We start from the raw sequence: 16,999 nt of genomic DNA, 5'->3' as shown, positions 1-16,999 counted from the left end.
CGGCGCCGGGATTCGTTCACCTGCCCGCGTGCGGCCCGACGAGCGTGGGACCCCGCACCGCCGTGGGCCCGGCCGACTCAGCCCGCGGTGACCGAAACCTCGTCGAACACCACTTCGCCCGCGGCATCGGACTCGGCCAGATCCACGATGGCGTCGATGGACCAGCCGTGGTCGCCGTTGGGGTCGTCCAGCACCTGGCGGACGTCCCAGAATCCCGGCCGCTGTTCGACCCGGAACAGCTGGGGTCCACGGGCGTTCGGGCCGGTGCCCAGGGTCTCGTACTCGTCGAAATAGGGGCCCAGCTCGGCCTCCCAGTCCAGCTCGTCGCCCATCTCGGCGAGCGCCTCCCAGCGGCGCAGCGCGGCCAGGTCGACCCGGCGGAACATGGCATTGCGCACCAGCACCCGGAAGGCGCGCTCGTTGGCGGAGATGGGCCGCACGGTCTCGGCGCCGAACGCCAGCTGCTGCTCGTCGGACTCCGCGCCCGGATTGGTCAGCTGCTCCCATTCGTCGAGCAGGCTGGAGTCGACCTGGCGAATGAGCTCGCCGAGCCACTCGGTGATGTCGTCCAGTTCCTCGGTGCGCGCCTGCTCGGGCACGGTCCGCCGCAGGGCGCGGTAGGCGTCGGCCAGGTAGCGCAGCACCACGCCCTCGGAGCGGGCCAGCTCGTAGCCGGACACGAGCTCGGCGAAGGTCATGGACCGCTCGACCATCTCGCGCACCACGGACTTGGGCGAGGGCTCGAACTCCGACACCCATGGGTGCCCGGCCTTGTAGGTCTCGAACGCGGGCTCGATGAGCTCGGCCGCCAGCGGCTTGGGCCAGGTGACCTCTTCGAGGAGTTCCATGCGCTCCTCGTATTCGATGCCGTCGGCCTTCATCTCCGCGACGGCCGCGCCGCGCGCCCTGTGCTGCTGGGCCATCAGCAGCTGACGCGGATCCTCGAGCGTGGACTCGATGAGTGAGATGACGTCGAGGGTGTAGGTCGGCGACTCCTTGTCCAGGAGTTCCAGCGCCGCCAGCGCGAATGGCGACAGCGGCTGGTCGAGCGCGAAATCGCGCTGCAGGTCGACCATGAGCCGGGCATGACGCCCGTACTTGTCGGGTTCGTCGAGCTGCTGCACGACGCCCGCGTCCCGCAGCGCCCGGTACAGCCGGATCGCCTTGAGGATGTGCTTGCGCTGCGCGGCCCGCGGCTCATGGTTCTCTTCGAGCAGGTGCCGCATGGCGTAGAAGCAATTGCCCTTGCGCGCAATGACATTCAGCAGCATGGCGTTGGTGACATGGAAGCGCGACACCATCGGTTCGGGCGAGGCCGCGACCAGCCGGTCGAAGGTCTCCTCCGACCAGGACACGAAACCCTCGGGCGGCTTGCGCTTCTGGACCTTCTTCAGCTTCTTGGGATCGTCGCCGGCCTTGGCGATCAGCCGCGCGTTCTCCACCTCGTGCTCGGGCGCCTGCACCACGACGGTGCCCATGGTGTCGTAGCCCGCGCGCCCGGCCCGGCCCGAGATCTGATGGAACTCGCGGGCATTGAGCCGGCGGGTGCGCACGCCGTCGAACTTGGTGAGCCCGGTCAGCAAAACCGTGCGGATCGGCACATTGATGCCGACACCCAGGGTGTCCGTGCCGCACACCACTTTCAGCAGTCCGTCCTGAGCGAGCTTCTCGACCAGCCGCCGGTACTTGGGCAGCATGCCCGCGTGGTGCACGCCGATGCCGTGGCGGATGAACCGCGACAGGGTCTTGCCGAATCCGGTGGCGAAGCGGAACTCGCCGATGGCCGCGGCGATGGCCTCCTTCTCGGCCTTGGAGGACATATTGACGCTCATCAGCGCCTGCGCTCGCTCCATGGCCGCGGCCTGGGTGAAGTGCACGACGTAGACCGGCGCGAGGCTGGTGGTCACCAGGTCCTCGAGCGTCTCGGTGATGGGCGTGCGGACGTACGAGAAGCTCAGCGGCACCGGCCGTTCCGAGCCGGAGACCACTGCGGTCTCGCGGCCGGTGCGCCGGGTCAGGTCCTGGGCGAAGAAGTCGACCTCGCCGAGCGTGGCCGACATGAGCAGGAACTGCGCCCCGGGCAGCTCGATCAGCGGTACCTGCCAGGCCCAGCCGCGATCGGGGTCGGCGTAGTAGTGGAACTCGTCCATGATGACCTGGCCGATGTCGGCGGCCGCGCCCTCGCGCAGCGCCAGATTCGCCACGATCTCCGCGGTGGCGCAGATGATGGGAGCCTCCGGGTTCACCGCCGCGTCGCCGGTCACCATGCCCACGCGGTCGGCCCCGAAGATCTCGCACAGCGCGAAGAACTTCTCGCTCACCAGGGCCTTGATCGGTGCGGTGTAGTAGCTGCGCTGACCCTTGTTGAGCGCGGCGAAGTGCGCGCCCAGCGCGACGAGCGACTTACCGGACCCGGTCGGGGTGTTCAGGATGACGTTCGACCCGGTGACCAGTTCCAGCAGCGCTTCTTCCTGCGCTGGATACAGATTCAGGCCGGCCGAACTCGCCCAGTCGGCGAAGGTTTCGTACAACCAGTCCGGGTCCACGTCGGATACGGCACGGTCGGGAACCAGTTCGGACAGCTGCACGCCGCCCAACGTTACCGGTCGCCGCCGCGAACACCGGTAGCGACCACTACCGCAGCGGCGGGTTCTCCGGTCCGTCGCCGTCGGCGTACCCGGCCTGCTCGGCCAGGAAGCGTTCGAACTCCGCTCCCAGCTCGTCACCCGTCGGCAGGTCGTTCTCGCTGGCCAGCAGGCTGGACTGGCGTTCCTGGGCGGTCACGAAGCTGTCGTACTGGCGTTCCAGCGCCGACACCACGGTCTCGACCTCGGAGTTGCCGGCGATCTGCTCGTTGACCTGTTCGCGGACCCGCGCGGCGGCATCGGTGAGCGCGGCCAGCGGTAGTTCGAGGCCCGCGTTCTCGGCCACGTTCTCCAGCAGCGTCTGCGCGGCCTCCGGGTAGGCGGTCTGGGTCAGGTAGTGCGGGACGTGCACCGAGAACCCGACCGACTCGTGCCCGTGCTGGGCCATCCGGAACTCCAGCAGCGAGGACGCGCTGCCCGGCACCTGCAGCTCACCCGGCCAGCGCTGGTGATCGCCGATCAGATCGGAATCGGAGGCGTGCGCGGTGACGCCGAGCGGACGGGTGTGCGGAATCGCCATGGGAATCGCGCTCAGACCGATGGTCCGGCGCACGCCCAGCTGCTCGGCGAGCAGGCGTACCGCGGTGACGAACCGCTCCCACCGCAGATCCGGTTCCAGCCCGGCGAGAAGCAGGAACGGCGTGCCCGCCGTGTCCTTGAGCGCCCACAGGCTCAGTTCCGGCTCGGTGTAGTCGGAGAAGTGGTCGGTCTTGAAGGTCATGAGCGGCCGCCGTGAGCGGTAGTCGAGCAGTTCGTCCATGTCGAACGAGGCGACCAGTTCGTGCTCGAGGCTTTCCTTCAGATGCGTGGTGGCGAGGCGTACCGCGTGCCCGGCATCGGTGAAACCCTCGAGACCGTGCACCAGCACCGGACCCGAGCCGTCGGCGGACGACATCTGCGGAGCCGGGAACTCCAGCTCGTACATTCGCGACTCGTAGTCCATCGCGTACTCCTTCCTGCGTGGCCCACTTGCGCGACCAACCCACATTGTCCCTCATGCGCATGACAGGCGTGCACCACCCGCACTCGCTATGCAACACGCCGGGCCCGGACGCGCATTCCCGGGAGTGTGCCGCGCGGCGTGGCATTCGGTGTGAACAGCCGATTTTCGGCATAGTGAATCGAGTGACCGCGCCTTTCCGAACACCCGCACGCAGCCGCCTCAGGACCGCGGGCGCCGCGGGAATAGTGGCGCTGAGCGGGTTGCTCGCCGCGTGCGCGACCTCGGTTTCCGGTCATCCCATCGCCGCCCGCACGCCGGTCACGGCGACCGCCCCCGACAACGGTCTCACCGGACTGCTGCCGGATCCCTCGCAATTCCCGTCGAGATACACCGCGCTCGTGCTGCCCGCAGACGCCGCGAGCCAGGCCGCCAACGACCTCGAGGGTTACCTGCCGGGGGCACAAGTGGATCCGGCCACCTGCGCACCGGTCACGCCGACCGCGGGCCCGGCCGTGGCGGTCGGCACCGACGACGCCACCCGCGCGACCCTCACCGTCGCGCTGACCCGCTCCGATCAGCCGCTGTCGGCACTGCGAGATCAGTTGCAGCGCTGCGGGACCGTGCACGTCGGGCACTCCGGACTCACCTCGGTGGTGACCACCCAGCTGGACCCGCCGCCGCCGGTCAATGCCGACGACTCACTCGCATTGCGGCGCACGGTCGGCTCCGACAACAGGGCGACCGGCCTCACCCGGACCATGCAGACGCTGGTGGGTCAGATCGGCGATGTGCGAATCGCGGTGACGTACATGACCTCCGGGTCCACCTCCGACAGCGAGGCCCTCGACGCGCTGTTCACCACCGCGTTGCGCAAGGTCCGCAAAGGCTGAGCCCCGGGGAGCGGCGGCGCTGCGACCCGGGGGAGGGAGCCGACCCCTGCCCGTTCTCGGCTCCCCGGCCCGATCAGCAGATCGGTAGCGGGGTGGCCGACCCCGACGCGGAACCGCTACCCGCCGAACCGCTTCCGCCCGAACCGGTGGCCGAGCCGCTGCCCGCGGAACCGCTGTCGCCGGAGCCGCTGGCCGAGCCGCTGCCCGCGGAGCCGCTGCTCGACGAACCCGGGACCAGCGACGAGATCGGTGGGCAGGTGCCGCCCCTGCCCACCACGTAGACGATGGTCGAGTTGGCCAGACCCTGCCGGACGCCGATGGTGTAGGTGCCGTCATTGGCCGGGTGCCAGGGCATGTTCGCGGCCGCGCCGGCGCCGTACGAGGTCGGGGTGAGGGTGCCGATGACCGTGCCGTTCACCAGGAAGTCGACCGGGCTGAGCTGGTCGGCACCGCTCAGCGAGGCCTGGATGCTGCAGCCGTCCGCGACATCGCACGGCTTGTCGCTGGTCAGCCCGGCGACGCTGATGTTGGCGATCTGCGCACCGGCCGGGGCGGCCAGCACGGACCCGGCCACGACGGCCAGCGCCGCGACCGCGCACGCACCCGCGGCGGGGCGCCGCAGATCTCGCACGGCGGACCGTTTCGGGTCGGGGGAGAGCTGATTACTCATGGGTGAATCCTTTCGGCGCGTTGAAGGGGTCGCGCCGGGCGGACTGTAACAGTGGTGGACCGCTAAAATGAGCGAAATCCCCACTGCTGCAACATGATTCGGTTTTCGCATGACCGGGCAGCGTTACCCGCCGGTGTGGTAGCGCTGCACCAGCTCGGCGCCCAGCCGGGCAAGTTCGGCGCGCACCGATTCCGGCTCGACCACCTCGAGGGCCGCGCCCCAGCCCGCCAGCTGCTGGGCGATCATCAGCGGCGTCGGCGCGGTGACCCGGGCGCGGATCCGGCCGTCGCCGACCGGACCGTCCAGGACGCAGTGCCGTCCTTGCTGTTTGTGCAGCACCGGCGCGAGCGGCGCCGGGACCAGCACGGTCGCCGAGAGCGCCGAACGCTGCCGTTCGACCTCCTCGACCACCTCCGACCAGGCCGTCGACAGATCGAAATCCTCGGGCCGGTGGGCGATCTCGTCGGTGATCGCGAGGGTCGCGATGCGGTCCACGCGGAAGGTCCGCTGCCCGTGCTCGGTCCCGGCCACCAGGTACCAGCCGCCGTCCTTGTCCACCAGGCCCCACGGATCGACCACCCGTTCGGTCCGCCGCCCGGCCCGGTCGTAGGCGAACCGGATCCGGCGGCGGCGCACCACGGCTCGCTGCAGCTCGTCCACCAGGGCGGGCGGGCGCTCGTCGGATTCGCCCCAGCGGGCCGGGTCCACCACGATCGCCCCCGCCGCCGCCTCGGCCTCGGTGCGGAAGGGTTGTGGCAAGGCGCGCAACAGTTTCCGCAGGGCCGACTTGGTGGCGGGGGTGGCCGTCGCGACCGGGCCCAGCAGCAGGAACAGCGCCTGGGCCTCGGGGGCGGTGAGGCCGCTGAGATCCGTGCGGGCGCCGCCCACCAGCGCCCAGCCGCCGCCGCGCCCGGGCTGCGGATAGACCGGAATCCCGGCCGTGGACAGCGCCTCCAGGTCGCGCCGCGCGGTGGCCACCGACACTTCGAGCTCGGCGGCGACCTCCGCCGCGGTCACCCGGCCCCGGGTCTGCATGAGGAGCAGGGTTGCCACCAATCGATCCGCGCGCATATCCGGAATTCTGCCCGGAAATGTGCTCATTCGGTGAGCACTTTGCGCGCGATGATGGTGTCAGACCGAGAAACACCCCCGACCGAGGAGAACGACCATGCTGCGTGGAATGGCCACCGTCAACTACTTCGCCGACGATCTGGAGGCGGCCAAGGACTGGTACAGCGAACTGCTCGGTGTCGCACCGTATTTCACCGTGCCGGGCGGGTACTACGAGTTCCGTATCGGCGACTACCAGGCCGAGCTCGGGATCATCAACCGGAAGTTCGCGCCCTCTCACCCGGATGTCCCGGGCGGTCAGATCGTGAACTGGCATGTCGACGATGTGGCGGCCACCTTCGAGCGGCTGCTCGGCATGGGTGCCACCGTCTACGAGCCGATCATCGAACGCGGTGAGGGGACCGGGTTCGTGACGGCCTCGGTGGTGGACCCGTTCGGCAATATCCTCGGCATCATGTCCAATCCGCACTACCTGGAGGTCCTGGGTGAGTCCCGGCCGCGGTGAATCCCGGTCTGCATGGCGCGATACTCCTTCCGGCACGGTGCGCGACGTGTGCCGAGGCGGACTGTAACAGCGTGACCATGCTCGTCCGGCAAAAATGAAACGAATCCATTTCAAGTCTGGGCCCGGTGCACAGTAGCACCGGGCACCGACAGCCGGAGGCCGGCGACGTCCGGGACGCGCCGAACAGTCCACGGCGCGCCGAAACATCCACAGCCACAGCGAAACCCGAGGTCGGCCGCCGGGGACAGTCCGGGCCGCGGCGCACCCTCGACGGCATGAACGCATCCAGCGAACCCACGCCACCCGTCGAGCCCGCCCCGGCTGTCGAACCCGCCCCGCCCAAACCCGTCCCGCCCGGGCGTTCCGGCCCCGCCGCCGATCCACCGTTCGAGGTTCCGGGGGAGCCTGGGCCACGGCTGCGGGCGCCCGGCGATCTGATCGCCGCGGTTCCCGCGATGCTCGGGTTCATGCCGGCGCGGTCGCTGGTGGTGACCGTGCTGCGCGCGGATCCGGCGTCGCCCGACCTGGCGGCGGTCGAGGTGGTGACGCGGGTGGATCTCGACAATCCGGGGCGCAGCGCGATGGGCATGCTGGTCGAGCGGGTGGCGGGCATCTGCGTCCGGCACCGGGCCGTCGCGGCGCTGGCCCTCGTCGTCGACGACCGGGCCACGGTGCCGACCCGCAACCACCCCGGCGTGCGGGCGCGCAAGCACCACGATCTCGTTGCGGCGCTGGAACATCGGCTGGACGCCGACGCGGTGCCGCTGGCCGGGGCCTGGGCGGTCCAGGCCATCGGCGCGGAACTGCCGTGGTGGACGCTGTCCGGGCCGTGGTCGCGCGGACGGCAACCCGATCCGGCGGTCTCGATGGTGACGCTGCGCCATGTCCTGGAGGGCCGGCCGCTGCGCGGGTCCAGGCGGGAGCTGACCGACATCCTCGCCGTCGACCCGGTGGCGCGCGACGCCACCGCTGCCGCCATGGAGGTGGCGGTCGCCGCCGCGGCCCAGCGACTGGCCCGGGTTGTGCGGCACGGTGATCCGCGCGTCGGGCTGCGGCTCGAGGTGTGCCGGGTACTGCGCTATCTGGAACGGGTCGAGACGGGCGTGCGGCTCACGCCGGCCGAAGTGGCGGCGGTGGCGGTGGCCCTGCGGGATTCGGCGCTGCGCGACATCATGTTCGGGCTCGCCCCGGGCCCGCACGCCGACGGCGCGGAGGCGCTGTGGCTGCAACTGGCTCGGTCGCTGCCGGATCCGGATCGTGCCGAAGCGGCCGCGTTGCTGGGTTATTGCGCATACGCGCGCGGGGACGGACCGCTCGCGGGTGTGGCGCTGGACGCCGCCCTGGCCGCAGATCCGAAGCACCGCATGGCGATGCTGCTGGACCTGGGCTTACAGACGGGTCTGCGACCGGACCGGTTGGGCCGTCTCGCGGACTCCGGCCGGGAGGCGGCCGCCGAACTCGGCATCCACCTCGGGCCGGAGCCGCGATGACGATTGGGACTCAGCGCAGGGGAGAGCGGAGTCAGCGCGCGCTGTGCGCGCGGTCGCCCAGGGAGCGCAGGAAATCCCAGGCGTCGGAGACGATCTCGTCGAGGTCGGTGTGCTCGGGCGTCCAGCCGAGCTCGGCGATGGCCTTGGCGCTGGAGGCGATCAGCACGGCCGGGTCACCGGCCCGCCGCGGCGCGTCCACCGCGTTGATCGGCAGGCCGGTCACCCGCGCGCACGCCGAAATGACCTCGCGCACCGAGAAACCGGTGCCGCTGCCCAGATTGAAGATGCGGTGCACACCTGGCTGCGACTGCGCCAGTGCCCGCAGATGTGCCTGCGCCAGATCACGAATGTGGATGTAGTCGCGCACCGCGGTGCCGTCCGCCGTCGGGTAGTCGGTGCCGAACACCGAGATCGACTCGCGATGACCCAGCGCGGTCTGCAACACCAGGGGGATGAGATGGGTTTCCACCACACGGTTCTCGCCGAGCCCGGCGTACGCGCCGGCCACGTTGAAGTACCGCAGGCTGGTCGCGGCCAGGCCGTGCGCCGCCGCGTAGGAGGTGATGGCGTAGTCGATGGACAGTTTCGAGGCGCCGTACGGGTTGGTCGGCTGCTTGGGAGCGTCCTCGACGATCGGCACCTGCTCCGGCTCGCCGTACACGGCCGCGGTGGAGGAGAACACCAGCCGCGGGGTGCCCGCGTCGCGCATGGCCTCCAGCAGCGCGAGGGTCTTCACCACGTTGCCGTGCCAGTACTTCTCCGGCGCCACCACCGATTCGCCGACCAGCGACTGGGCTGCGAAATGCAGCACGCCGTCGAAGGATTCGGCCGCGATGAGCTCGGCGCCCACGGCGGCGACATCACCCTCGACGAACTTCGCCCCGGCCGGGACGCCATCGGCATTGCCGGTGGACAGATCATCGACGACCACGACCTCGTGACCGTCCTCGAGCAGAACCTGCGCGCAGACGCCACCGACGTAGCCGGCGCCTCCGGTAACCAGAAGCTTCACGTATCAGACCAACTTCACTTGGACGGCGTGCGCCATCTCATCGGACAGTTCGAATCCCTGATGACCGGGCACCGAGATGATCACCGCACCCGGCTTGGTCTCCACGGTCACGCGGGCATCGGGCACCACGCCCGCCTCCCGGAGCTGATTGATGGTCTCCGGATCGGTCTGGATGTGCTCGGAGAGCCGGCGCACCACCACGGCCTGCGCCGGGCCGATCGGCAGGTCGCTGAGCCGGACCAGCTTCTCGTCGGCCGAGGCATTGCCCTGCAGGCCCAGTTCGTCCAGGCCGGGAATGGGATTGCCGTAGGGGGAGGTGGTGGGGTGGTTGAGCACCTCGACGAGGCGGCGCTCGACCTCCTCGCTCATCACGTGCTCCCAGCGGCACGCCTCGGCGTGGACGTTCTCCCACTCCAGGCCGATGATGTCGACCAGCAACCGCTCAGCGAGCCGGTGCTTGCGCATCACGGCGACCGCCATGGCGCGGCCCTTCTCGGTCAGTTCGAGGTGGCGATCACCGGCGACGGTCAGCAGACCGTCTCGCTCCATCCGTGCGACCGTCTGGCTCACCGTCGGGCCACTCTGCTCGAGACGCTCGGCGATGCGCGCGCGCAGCGGCGTGACACCCTCCTCCTCGAGGTCGTAGATGGTACGGAGGTACATCTCCGTGGTGTCGACCAGATCCTTCACCTGTTAAACCCCTTCGTCGGCACGAATTCTACCCATGCACGGCGGCTGCACCGGGCGACAGCTTATTTCGGGAACGCACTGTCAACACCCAGGACGGGCAGCGTGTTCCTTGCGGGTTTCCCGATCACAGACAGCGTCGGCGACACCCTGCCATCCCGGTACGACAGCATTGCGGTGTCCAAAGCCTACGAACCCGCGCGACGCATTAGCGTGGCAGGTATGCCTGGCCGAGATCGTGGTGACGGAACCCCCATTGGCGATGGAACAGCTTCCGGTGACGGAACAGCTTCCGCCGGGGGAACCGTCGTCTGGTCCGATCGCTTCCTCGAGTACACCTGGACCCCGGAGCATCCCATGCGGCCGGTGCGGCTGCAGTTCACCATGGCGCTCGCCGAGGGGCTCGGACTGCTCGACGGAGTGGAGCAACTCACACCCGGGGCGGCCGCTGAATCGGAACTGCTGCGGGTGCACACCCACGACTACATCGAGGCCGTCAAGCACGCTCGGCAACCTCCCGGCCCCGCCCCGACCGCCCCGCCCTACGGACTCGGCTCGGCCGACAACCCCGTCTTTCCGCACATGCACGAGGCGGCCTCGGTGATCGTGGGCGGTACTCTCGCCGCGGCACAGGCGATCGCGGCGGGGCGCACCCGGCGGGCGGTGAGCATCGGTGGTGGTATGCATCACGCCATGCCGGCCTCGGCAGCGGGGTTCTGTGTGTACAACGATGTAGCGGTGGCGATTTCGTGGTTGCTGGACAACGGCTTCGACCGCATCGCCTATGTCGATGTGGATGTGCACCACGGTGACGGTGTGCAGCGGGTGTTCTACGGTGACCCGCGCGTGCTGACCATTTCGGTGCACCAGCACCCGGCGACGTTGTGGCCCAACACCGGATGGCCGGAGGAGACGGGCATCGGCCCCGCCGAGGGCACCGCCATCAATCTGCCGATCATGCCCGGTACCCGGGACTCGTTGTGGCTGCGCGGTTTCCATGCCGTGGTGCCGGGCGCACTGGCGGCCTTCCGGCCGCAGATCGTGATCAGCCAGTGCGGGGTCGACACCCATCGCGAGGATCCGCTGGCGGATCTGGAACTCACCGTGGACGGTCAGCGCGCGGCCTTCATCGCCATGCGCGATCTCGCGGATCGGTATGCCGAGGGTCGCTGGCTGGCCGTGGGCGGCGGCGGGTACGGGCTGATCCGGGTGGTGCCGCGGGCCTGGACCCACCTGCTGGCAACGGCTTTGGACCGCACCATCGACCCCGCCACGCCCACGCCGCCGCAGTGGCGTGAGCAGGTGGGCGCCTACGCGCCCATGGTCGCCGTGCCCGAGAGCATGGGCGACGGCGCGGATATCGGCTTCGCGCACTGGGACGGCCCCGGAGGCGGCCGTGACACCGGTGACGAGCGCGCCGACCGCGCCCGCCGCGCCCTCGACACATCCGTATTGGCTACGCGCCGGGCGAGTTTCGGCCTGCTCGGCCTGGATCCGGAGGATCCCCGTGACTGACCCCGCTCCCGTTCCGCTGCTGCCGCCGGACACCCCCGGCACGCCCGTGAATCCGCCTCCGCCGCCGGAGCATTGGTTCGCGGACGTGCTGGCCTCCGACGGCGGCGTGGTGGGACTGCGGCCGATCACCCCCGACGACGCGGAGGCGCTGGAGCGTTTCCACGAGGGGTTGTCCGACCGCACCCGGTATCTGCGCTACTTCGGTCCGTACCCGCGCATGACGCCGAAGGATCTGTACCGGACCACGCACGTGGACTACCGGGATCGGGTCGGGCTGGTGACCGAGCTCGGCGACGAGATCATCGCGGTCGGCCGCTACGAGTATCTGGCCGATCGGTCGGGTCCCCGGGCCGCCGAGGTGGCGTTCGTGGTCGCCGACGGGCATCAGGGGCGCGGGCTGGGTTCGATTCTGCTCGAGCATCTGGCGGGCGCGGCGGCCGAGAACGATATCGAGACCTTCGTCGCCGAGGTGCTCGCCGAGAACAACGCCATGGTGCAGGTGTTCCGCGACGCCGGATATCAGGTGCAGCGCAGTCGCGACGGATCGGTGCTGCACCTGGAGTTCGCCATCGACCCCACCGAGGCGCTGTTGTCGGTACGGGATTCCCGGGAGCGGGCGTCGGAGGCGCGCAGTGTCGGGAACCTGTTGTCGCCCAAGTCCATCGCGGTGATCGGGGCGACGCCCTCGACCAGCCGGGTGGGCGGCGCGGTGCTGGCCAACCTGCTCTCGGGCGCCTACCAGGGACCGGTGTTCCCGGTGAACCGCAATCGCACCGCGGTGCGCGGGGTGCGGGCGTACCCGACGGTGCGCGACATTCCCGACGAGGTCGATCTGGCGGTGATCGCGGTGCCCGCCACCGAGATCGGGTCCGTGCTCGACGACTGTATGGCCAAGGGCGTCAAGGGTCTGGTGGTACTGACCGCCGGGTTCTCCGAATCCGGCCCGCGCGGCTATCAGGCCGAGCGGGAGCTGGTCGACGCCGCGCGGGCGCACGGCATGCGGGTGGTGGGGCCGAGCGCGCTCGGAATCGCCAATACCGATCCGGAGATCGCCCTCAACGCCACCCTCGCGCCGGTGCTGCCCGGACGCGGGCGTATCGGATTCTTCTGCCAGTCCGGACCATTGGGCGCGGCGATCCTCGGCGAGGCGGCGGCGCGGCAGCTGGGACTGTCCACCTTCGTCTCCGCCGGTAACCGCGCCGACGTCTCCGGCAATGACCTGCTCCAGTACTGGGACAGCGACCCGGACACCGATGTGGTGCTGCTGTATCTGGAGACCTTCGGCAATCCGCGCAAGTTCTCCCGCATCGCGCGCCGGGTCGCGCACACCAAACCCATCGTGGCCGTGAACAGTGGCCGCAACGTGTCGCGGGTGGACACCGACCGCGATCTGGATCGGTCGCTGGTGCGCAATCTGTTTTCGCAGGCCGGGATCATCCAGGTCGATTCCATCACAGAGCTTTTCGACTGCGCCATGCTGCTGGCCTATCAGCCGCTGCCCGCCGGGCCGCGGCTGGCCGTGATCGGCAACAGCGCGGCGCTGAGCTGGCTGGCGGTCGACGCGGCGCGCGGTGAGGGACTCGAGGCCGGCGAGCCCATCGACCTGGGGCCGCAGGCGGGTCCGGCGGACTATCTGACCGCTGTCGCCGCTGCGGTCTCCGACCCGGCCGTGGACGCGGTCATCGTCATCTACTCGCCACCGGTGCCGGCGGCCGTCGCCTCCTACGCCGAGGCCATTCGCTCCGGCGCCCAATCCGACCCGGCCACACCGGTTCTCACCACTTTCGTCGCCGATCAGGGCATGCCGAACCTGCTCGCCACCCGCGGGCTGGGCGGCATCCTCGAGCGTGGTTCCATTCCCTCGTACGGGGATCCGGAACGGGCGGCGCGGGCCCTGGCCCGGGCGCGGCGCTACGCCGACTGGCGGACCCGCCCGCTGTCGCCGGTGGTCCGCCCGTCGGGCGTCGACACCGCGCGGGCGCGGGAACTGGTGGCGGAGTGGATCGACGAGGACTCCGCGCACTGGTGCACCGACCTGCAGGCGGCGGAACTGCTGGGCTGCTACGGGATTCGCGTGGTGGAGTTCCGTGAGGTGCTCGACGCCGATGCCGCGGTCGCGGCGGCCGAGGAACTGGGATTCCCGGTGGCGGCCAAGGCCACCGGCGAAATGTGGCGCAATCGGCCGGATCTCACCGGGGTGCGGCTGGACCTGTGGCGTCCGGACGCGGTGCGGCGCGCCTTCACCGACCTGAGCGAGATCTCGGGCAATCCGGTACACATTCAGCGCATGGCCACCAAGGGCGTGGGCTGCACCTTCCGGGTGCAGGACGACCCGTCGTTCGGTTCGGTCATCAGCTTCGGTCTGTCGGGAACGATCATCGATCTGCTCGGCGACCGTGTCTACCGGGCGCTGCCGCTGACCGAGTCGGAGTCGGCCGAACTGATAGACGCGCCCCGTGCGGCCCCGCTGCTGTCGGGCACCGTCGCCGGGCGCGATATCGGCAAGCCGGTGGACAAGGGCGCGCTGGCCGAACTGGCGCAACGGATCTCGGCGCTCTGCGACGACCTCCCGGAGGTGCGGGAATTGCAGTGCGAACCGGTACTGGCCTCGCCGGAGGGCGCGGCCGTGCTGTACGGGCGGGTGCGGATCGGACCGGAACCCAACAGGTTCGACATCGGTCCGCGCCGGATGGGCTGAGCAGTCGCCACGAGCGGCTCGGGACACAGGGAGCACGGCTTCCGGAGAGGTGAACGTAGTGCAGGCAAACCAGATCGAGACAGCGACCGCACCGCTGCGCGACGACATCCGGTTCCTCGGCGGGATCCTCGGTGACACCATTCGCGATCACGAGGGCGCGGAGATCTTCGACCTGATCGAGCGGGTCCGGGTGGAGGCCTTCCGGATTCGCCGCTCCGAGGTGGAGCGCAGGGCGGTGGCCGACATGCTGCGCGATGTCGACATCCGCACGGCCATCCCGGTGATCCGCGCCTTCAGTCACTTCCTGCTGCTGGCCAACCTGGCCGAGGATCTGCAGCGGGATCGGCGGCGCGCGGTGCACGTGGCGGCGGGGGAGCCGCCGCAGGATTCCAGCCTGGCCGCCACCTACCGCAAGCTCGACGCCGCGGTCCCGGACGGGGACGCGGTGGCCGATCTGCTCGCCGACGCGCTGGTGTCGCCGGTCATCACCGCGCATCCCACCGAGACCCGCCGCCGCACCATCTTCGATGTGCAGGGCCACATCACCGAGCTCATGCGGCAGCGGCAGCGCTACAACAAGTTCGAGCCGGAGTTCGCCGAACTCGAGGTCGACATCCGCCGGCAGGTGCTGCAGCTGTGGCGGGCGGCGCTGATCCGGTTGGCGCGCTTGCGGATTCAGGACGAGATCGAGGTGGGGCTGCGCTACTACGACCTGACGCTGTTCGATGTCATCCCGCGCATCAACGAGCAGGTGCGGGCCGCGCTGCGCTCGCGGTGGCCCGGGCACGAACTGCTGGCGCGCCCGATCCTGCGGCCCGGCTCGTGGATCGGCGGCGACCGGGACGGCAATCCCTTCGTCACCGCCGAGGTGGTGCACCGGGCTACCCACCGCGCGGGCGCGGTCGCTTTCGACCGGTATCTGAAATCGCTACTGGAGCTGGAGAAGACGCTGTCGCAGTCGGCGCGACTGGTACCGGTGACCCCGGAACTCGAGGCTCTCGCCGACGCCGGATTCGACGATTCGCCGCAGCGCGCCGACGAGCCGTACCGCCGCGCCGTACGCGGCATCCGCGCGCGGCTGAGCGCCACCGCCTGCCGGGCGCTGGGTGAGATCCCCGCCGGCGGAATCGATGTCGGCGCCGAGCCCTATGCCGGGCCGGGGGAACTGCTGGCCGATCTGGGCGTGGTCGACGCGTCCATGCGTGCCTCCGGCGACGGGCTGCTGGCCGATGACCAGCTGGCCCGGGTGCGGGCCGCGGTGCAGACCTTCGGTTTTCACCTCCAGGGCCTGGACATGCGCCAGAATTCCGAAACCCATGAGCAGGTCGTTGCCGAGCTGTTCGCCTGGGCCGGAGTGCATTCCGACTACGCCTCGCTCGACGAGGACCGGCGGGTCGAGCTGCTGTCGGCCGAATTGACCACGCGCCGGCCGCTGGTCGGACCGAACGCGGTGCTCAGCGAGCTCGCTGCCAAGGAGCTCGGCGTGGTGCGCGCCGCCAAGGCGGCGCTCGACGACCTCGGCCCGGACACCGTGCCCAACTACATCATCAGCATGTGCACCTCGGTCAGTGACATGCTCGAAGCGGCCCTGCTGCTGAAGGAGGCGGGGATCCTCGATCCGGGCGACGCGGACACGCCGCCGTCCAGCCCGGTCGGGGTGGTGCCGCTGTTCGAGACCATCGACGACCTGCGCCACGGCGCCGATATCCTCGGCGCCGCACTGGAAGTGCCCGCGTATCAGCGGCTGGTGGCCGCGCGCGGCATGCAGCAGGAGGTCATGCTCGGCTACTCCGACTCCAACAAGGACGGCGGGTATCTGGCCGCCAACTGGGCGCTGTACCGCGCCGAGCTGAACCTGGTGGAGGTGGCCCGCAAGACCGGAATCCGCCTGCGGCTCTTCCACGGTCGCGGCGGCACCGTGGGCCGTGGTGGCGGGCGCAGCTATGACGCCATCCTGGCCCAGCCCGCCGGCGCTGTGCGCGGCGCGCTGCGCCTGACCGAGCAGGGCGAGGTCATCTCCACCAAGTACGCCGACCCGGGCACCGCCTACCGCAATCTGGAGGCACTGGTCGCGGGCACCCTGGAATCCACGCTGCTCGACGTCGAGGGCCTGGGCGCGGATGCCGAGCCCGCCTACGAAATGCTGGACGAGCTGGCCGAATTGGCGCGCGCGGCGTACTCGAAGCTGGTCCACGAGACCCCCGGTTTCGTCGACTACTTCCGTGCCTCCACCCCCGTCGCCGAGGTCGCCGACCTGAATCTGGGCAGCCGGCCCGCCTCTCGCAAACCCACCAACTCCGTCTACGACCTGCGCGCCATCCCGTGGGTCATGGCCTGGAGCCAGTCCCGCGTCATGCTCCCGGGTTGGTACGGCACCGGCACCGCCTTCGAACAGTGGATCGGCGACGACCCGGCCCGCCTGGCCGCCCTCTCCGACCTCTACCGGCGCTGGCCCTTCTTCCAGACGGTGCTCTCCAACCTGGCCCAGGTCATGGCCAAGGCGGACATGGACATCGCCGCGGCCTACGCCGATCTGGTCCCCGATGCGGCCTTGCGCGACACCGTCTTCGGCATGATCTGCGACGAGTTCGGCCGCACCGCCCGCATGCATGCCGCCATCACCGGCACCGACGAACTCCTTGCCGACAACCCGGCCCTGGCCGAGTCCATCCACAACCGCTTCCCGTACCTCGAGCCTCTCAATCAGCTCCAGGTCGAGCTGCTGCGCCGCCGCCGCGCCGGCGACACCTCCGAACTGGCCGAACGCGGCATCCTGCTCACCATGAACGGCCTGGCGACGGCCCTGCGCAACTCCGGCTGACCGAGCCGATCGAAGTCGCCTGTCCCAGAAACCTGGGGTCGAGGGAGATAAG

At 70.0% G+C, this 16,999-nt stretch carries 12 protein-coding genes; 6 read left to right on the top strand and 6 right to left on the bottom strand.

The window, feature by feature from the left end; all coding sequences use genetic code 11:
- Window positions 1-77: 77 nt before the first annotated feature.
- Both ON33_RS14720 and ON33_RS14715 read right to left on the bottom strand, forming a co-directional pair.
- Window positions 78-2,546 (bottom strand): DEAD/DEAH box helicase, encoded by a 2,469-nt coding sequence (locus ON33_RS14720; protein WP_373281032.1) that lies wholly within the window; start codon window positions 2,544-2,546, stop codon window positions 78-80.
- Between the two features lie 88 nt (window positions 2,547-2,634).
- Window positions 2,635-3,588, bottom strand: a complete 954-nt coding sequence (locus tag ON33_RS14715; RefSeq protein ID WP_040859078.1) for a proteasome assembly chaperone family protein — start codon at window positions 3,586-3,588, stop codon at window positions 2,635-2,637.
- A gap of 182 nt (window positions 3,589-3,770) precedes the next feature.
- Between ON33_RS14715 and ON33_RS14710 the strand changes: the two genes are divergently transcribed.
- The gene (locus ON33_RS14710) at window positions 3,771-4,478 is read left to right on the top strand and encodes a sensor domain-containing protein (RefSeq protein ID WP_245550527.1); all 708 of its coding nucleotides are present in this window, start codon (window positions 3,771-3,773) and stop codon (window positions 4,476-4,478) included.
- A gap of 73 nt (window positions 4,479-4,551) precedes the next feature.
- Here the strand turns inward: ON33_RS14710 and ON33_RS38235 are convergent, their stop codons facing one another.
- Together ON33_RS38235 and ON33_RS14695 are read right to left on the bottom strand one after the other, a co-directional pair.
- A complete protein-coding gene (locus ON33_RS38235) occupies window positions 4,552-5,148 on the bottom strand; it encodes a hypothetical protein (RefSeq protein ID WP_051152142.1) in 597 nt (198 codons plus the stop codon).
- Between the two features lie 123 nt (window positions 5,149-5,271).
- The gene (locus ON33_RS14695; RefSeq protein WP_040859076.1) at window positions 5,272-6,219 is read right to left on the bottom strand and encodes a helix-turn-helix transcriptional regulator; all 948 of its coding nucleotides are present in this window, start codon (window positions 6,217-6,219) and stop codon (window positions 5,272-5,274) included.
- 97 nt (window positions 6,220-6,316) lie between these two features.
- Here ON33_RS14695 and ON33_RS14690 point away from each other — a divergent pair, with 97 nt between their 5' ends.
- Together ON33_RS14690 and ON33_RS14685 are read left to right on the top strand one after the other, a co-directional pair.
- Window positions 6,317-6,724 carry a VOC family protein gene (locus tag ON33_RS14690; protein WP_040859075.1) on the top strand — a complete coding sequence of 136 codons (408 nt, stop codon included), beginning with the start codon at window positions 6,317-6,319 and terminating at the stop codon, window positions 6,722-6,724.
- 275 nt (window positions 6,725-6,999) lie between these two features.
- Window positions 7,000-8,214: a DUF4192 domain-containing protein gene (locus ON33_RS14685; protein ID WP_051152139.1), complete on the top strand. Its 1,215-nt coding sequence runs from the start codon at window positions 7,000-7,002 to the stop codon at window positions 8,212-8,214.
- 31 nt (window positions 8,215-8,245) lie between these two features.
- Here ON33_RS14685 and galE read toward each other — a convergent pair whose 3' ends face one another.
- Window positions 8,246-9,226 carry a UDP-glucose 4-epimerase GalE gene (gene galE / locus ON33_RS14680; RefSeq protein WP_040859073.1) on the bottom strand — a complete coding sequence of 327 codons (981 nt, stop codon included), beginning with the start codon at window positions 9,224-9,226 and terminating at the stop codon, window positions 8,246-8,248.
- A gap of 3 nt (window positions 9,227-9,229) precedes the next feature.
- Window positions 9,230-9,916, bottom strand: a complete 687-nt coding sequence (locus tag ON33_RS14675) for an iron-dependent transcriptional repressor DtxR (protein WP_040859072.1) — start codon at window positions 9,914-9,916, stop codon at window positions 9,230-9,232.
- A 219-nt stretch (window positions 9,917-10,135) separates the two neighbouring features.
- Here ON33_RS14675 and ON33_RS14670 point away from each other — a divergent pair, with 219 nt between their 5' ends.
- Genes ON33_RS14670 through ppc form a run of 3 tightly spaced genes read left to right on the top strand, consistent with a single transcriptional unit; the run spans window position 10,136 to window position 16,947 of the window.
- Window positions 10,136-11,428 carry an acetoin utilization protein AcuC gene (locus ON33_RS14670; RefSeq protein WP_051152137.1) on the top strand — a complete coding sequence of 431 codons (1,293 nt, stop codon included), beginning with the start codon at window positions 10,136-10,138 and terminating at the stop codon, window positions 11,426-11,428.
- Window positions 11,429-11,474: 46 nt separating this feature from the next.
- On the top strand, window positions 11,475-14,126 hold the full coding sequence (locus tag ON33_RS14665; protein ID WP_373281031.1) for a bifunctional acetate--CoA ligase family protein/GNAT family N-acetyltransferase: 2,652 nt from the start codon (window positions 11,475-11,477) through the stop codon (window positions 14,124-14,126).
- A 49-nt stretch (window positions 14,127-14,175) separates the two neighbouring features.
- Complete coding sequence (gene ppc, locus ON33_RS14660) at window positions 14,176-16,947, top strand: phosphoenolpyruvate carboxylase (protein ID WP_040859068.1); 2,772 nt, start codon at window positions 14,176-14,178, stop codon at window positions 16,945-16,947.
- Window positions 16,948-16,999: the final 52 nt, after the last annotated feature.

Origin of the sequence: Nocardia niigatensis NBRC 100131 (genome assembly GCF_000308655.1) — a bacterium.
Taxonomy (GTDB): Bacteria; Actinomycetota; Actinomycetes; order Mycobacteriales; family Mycobacteriaceae; genus Nocardia; species Nocardia niigatensis.
This window is presented reverse-complemented; position numbering and strand designations above follow the sequence as displayed.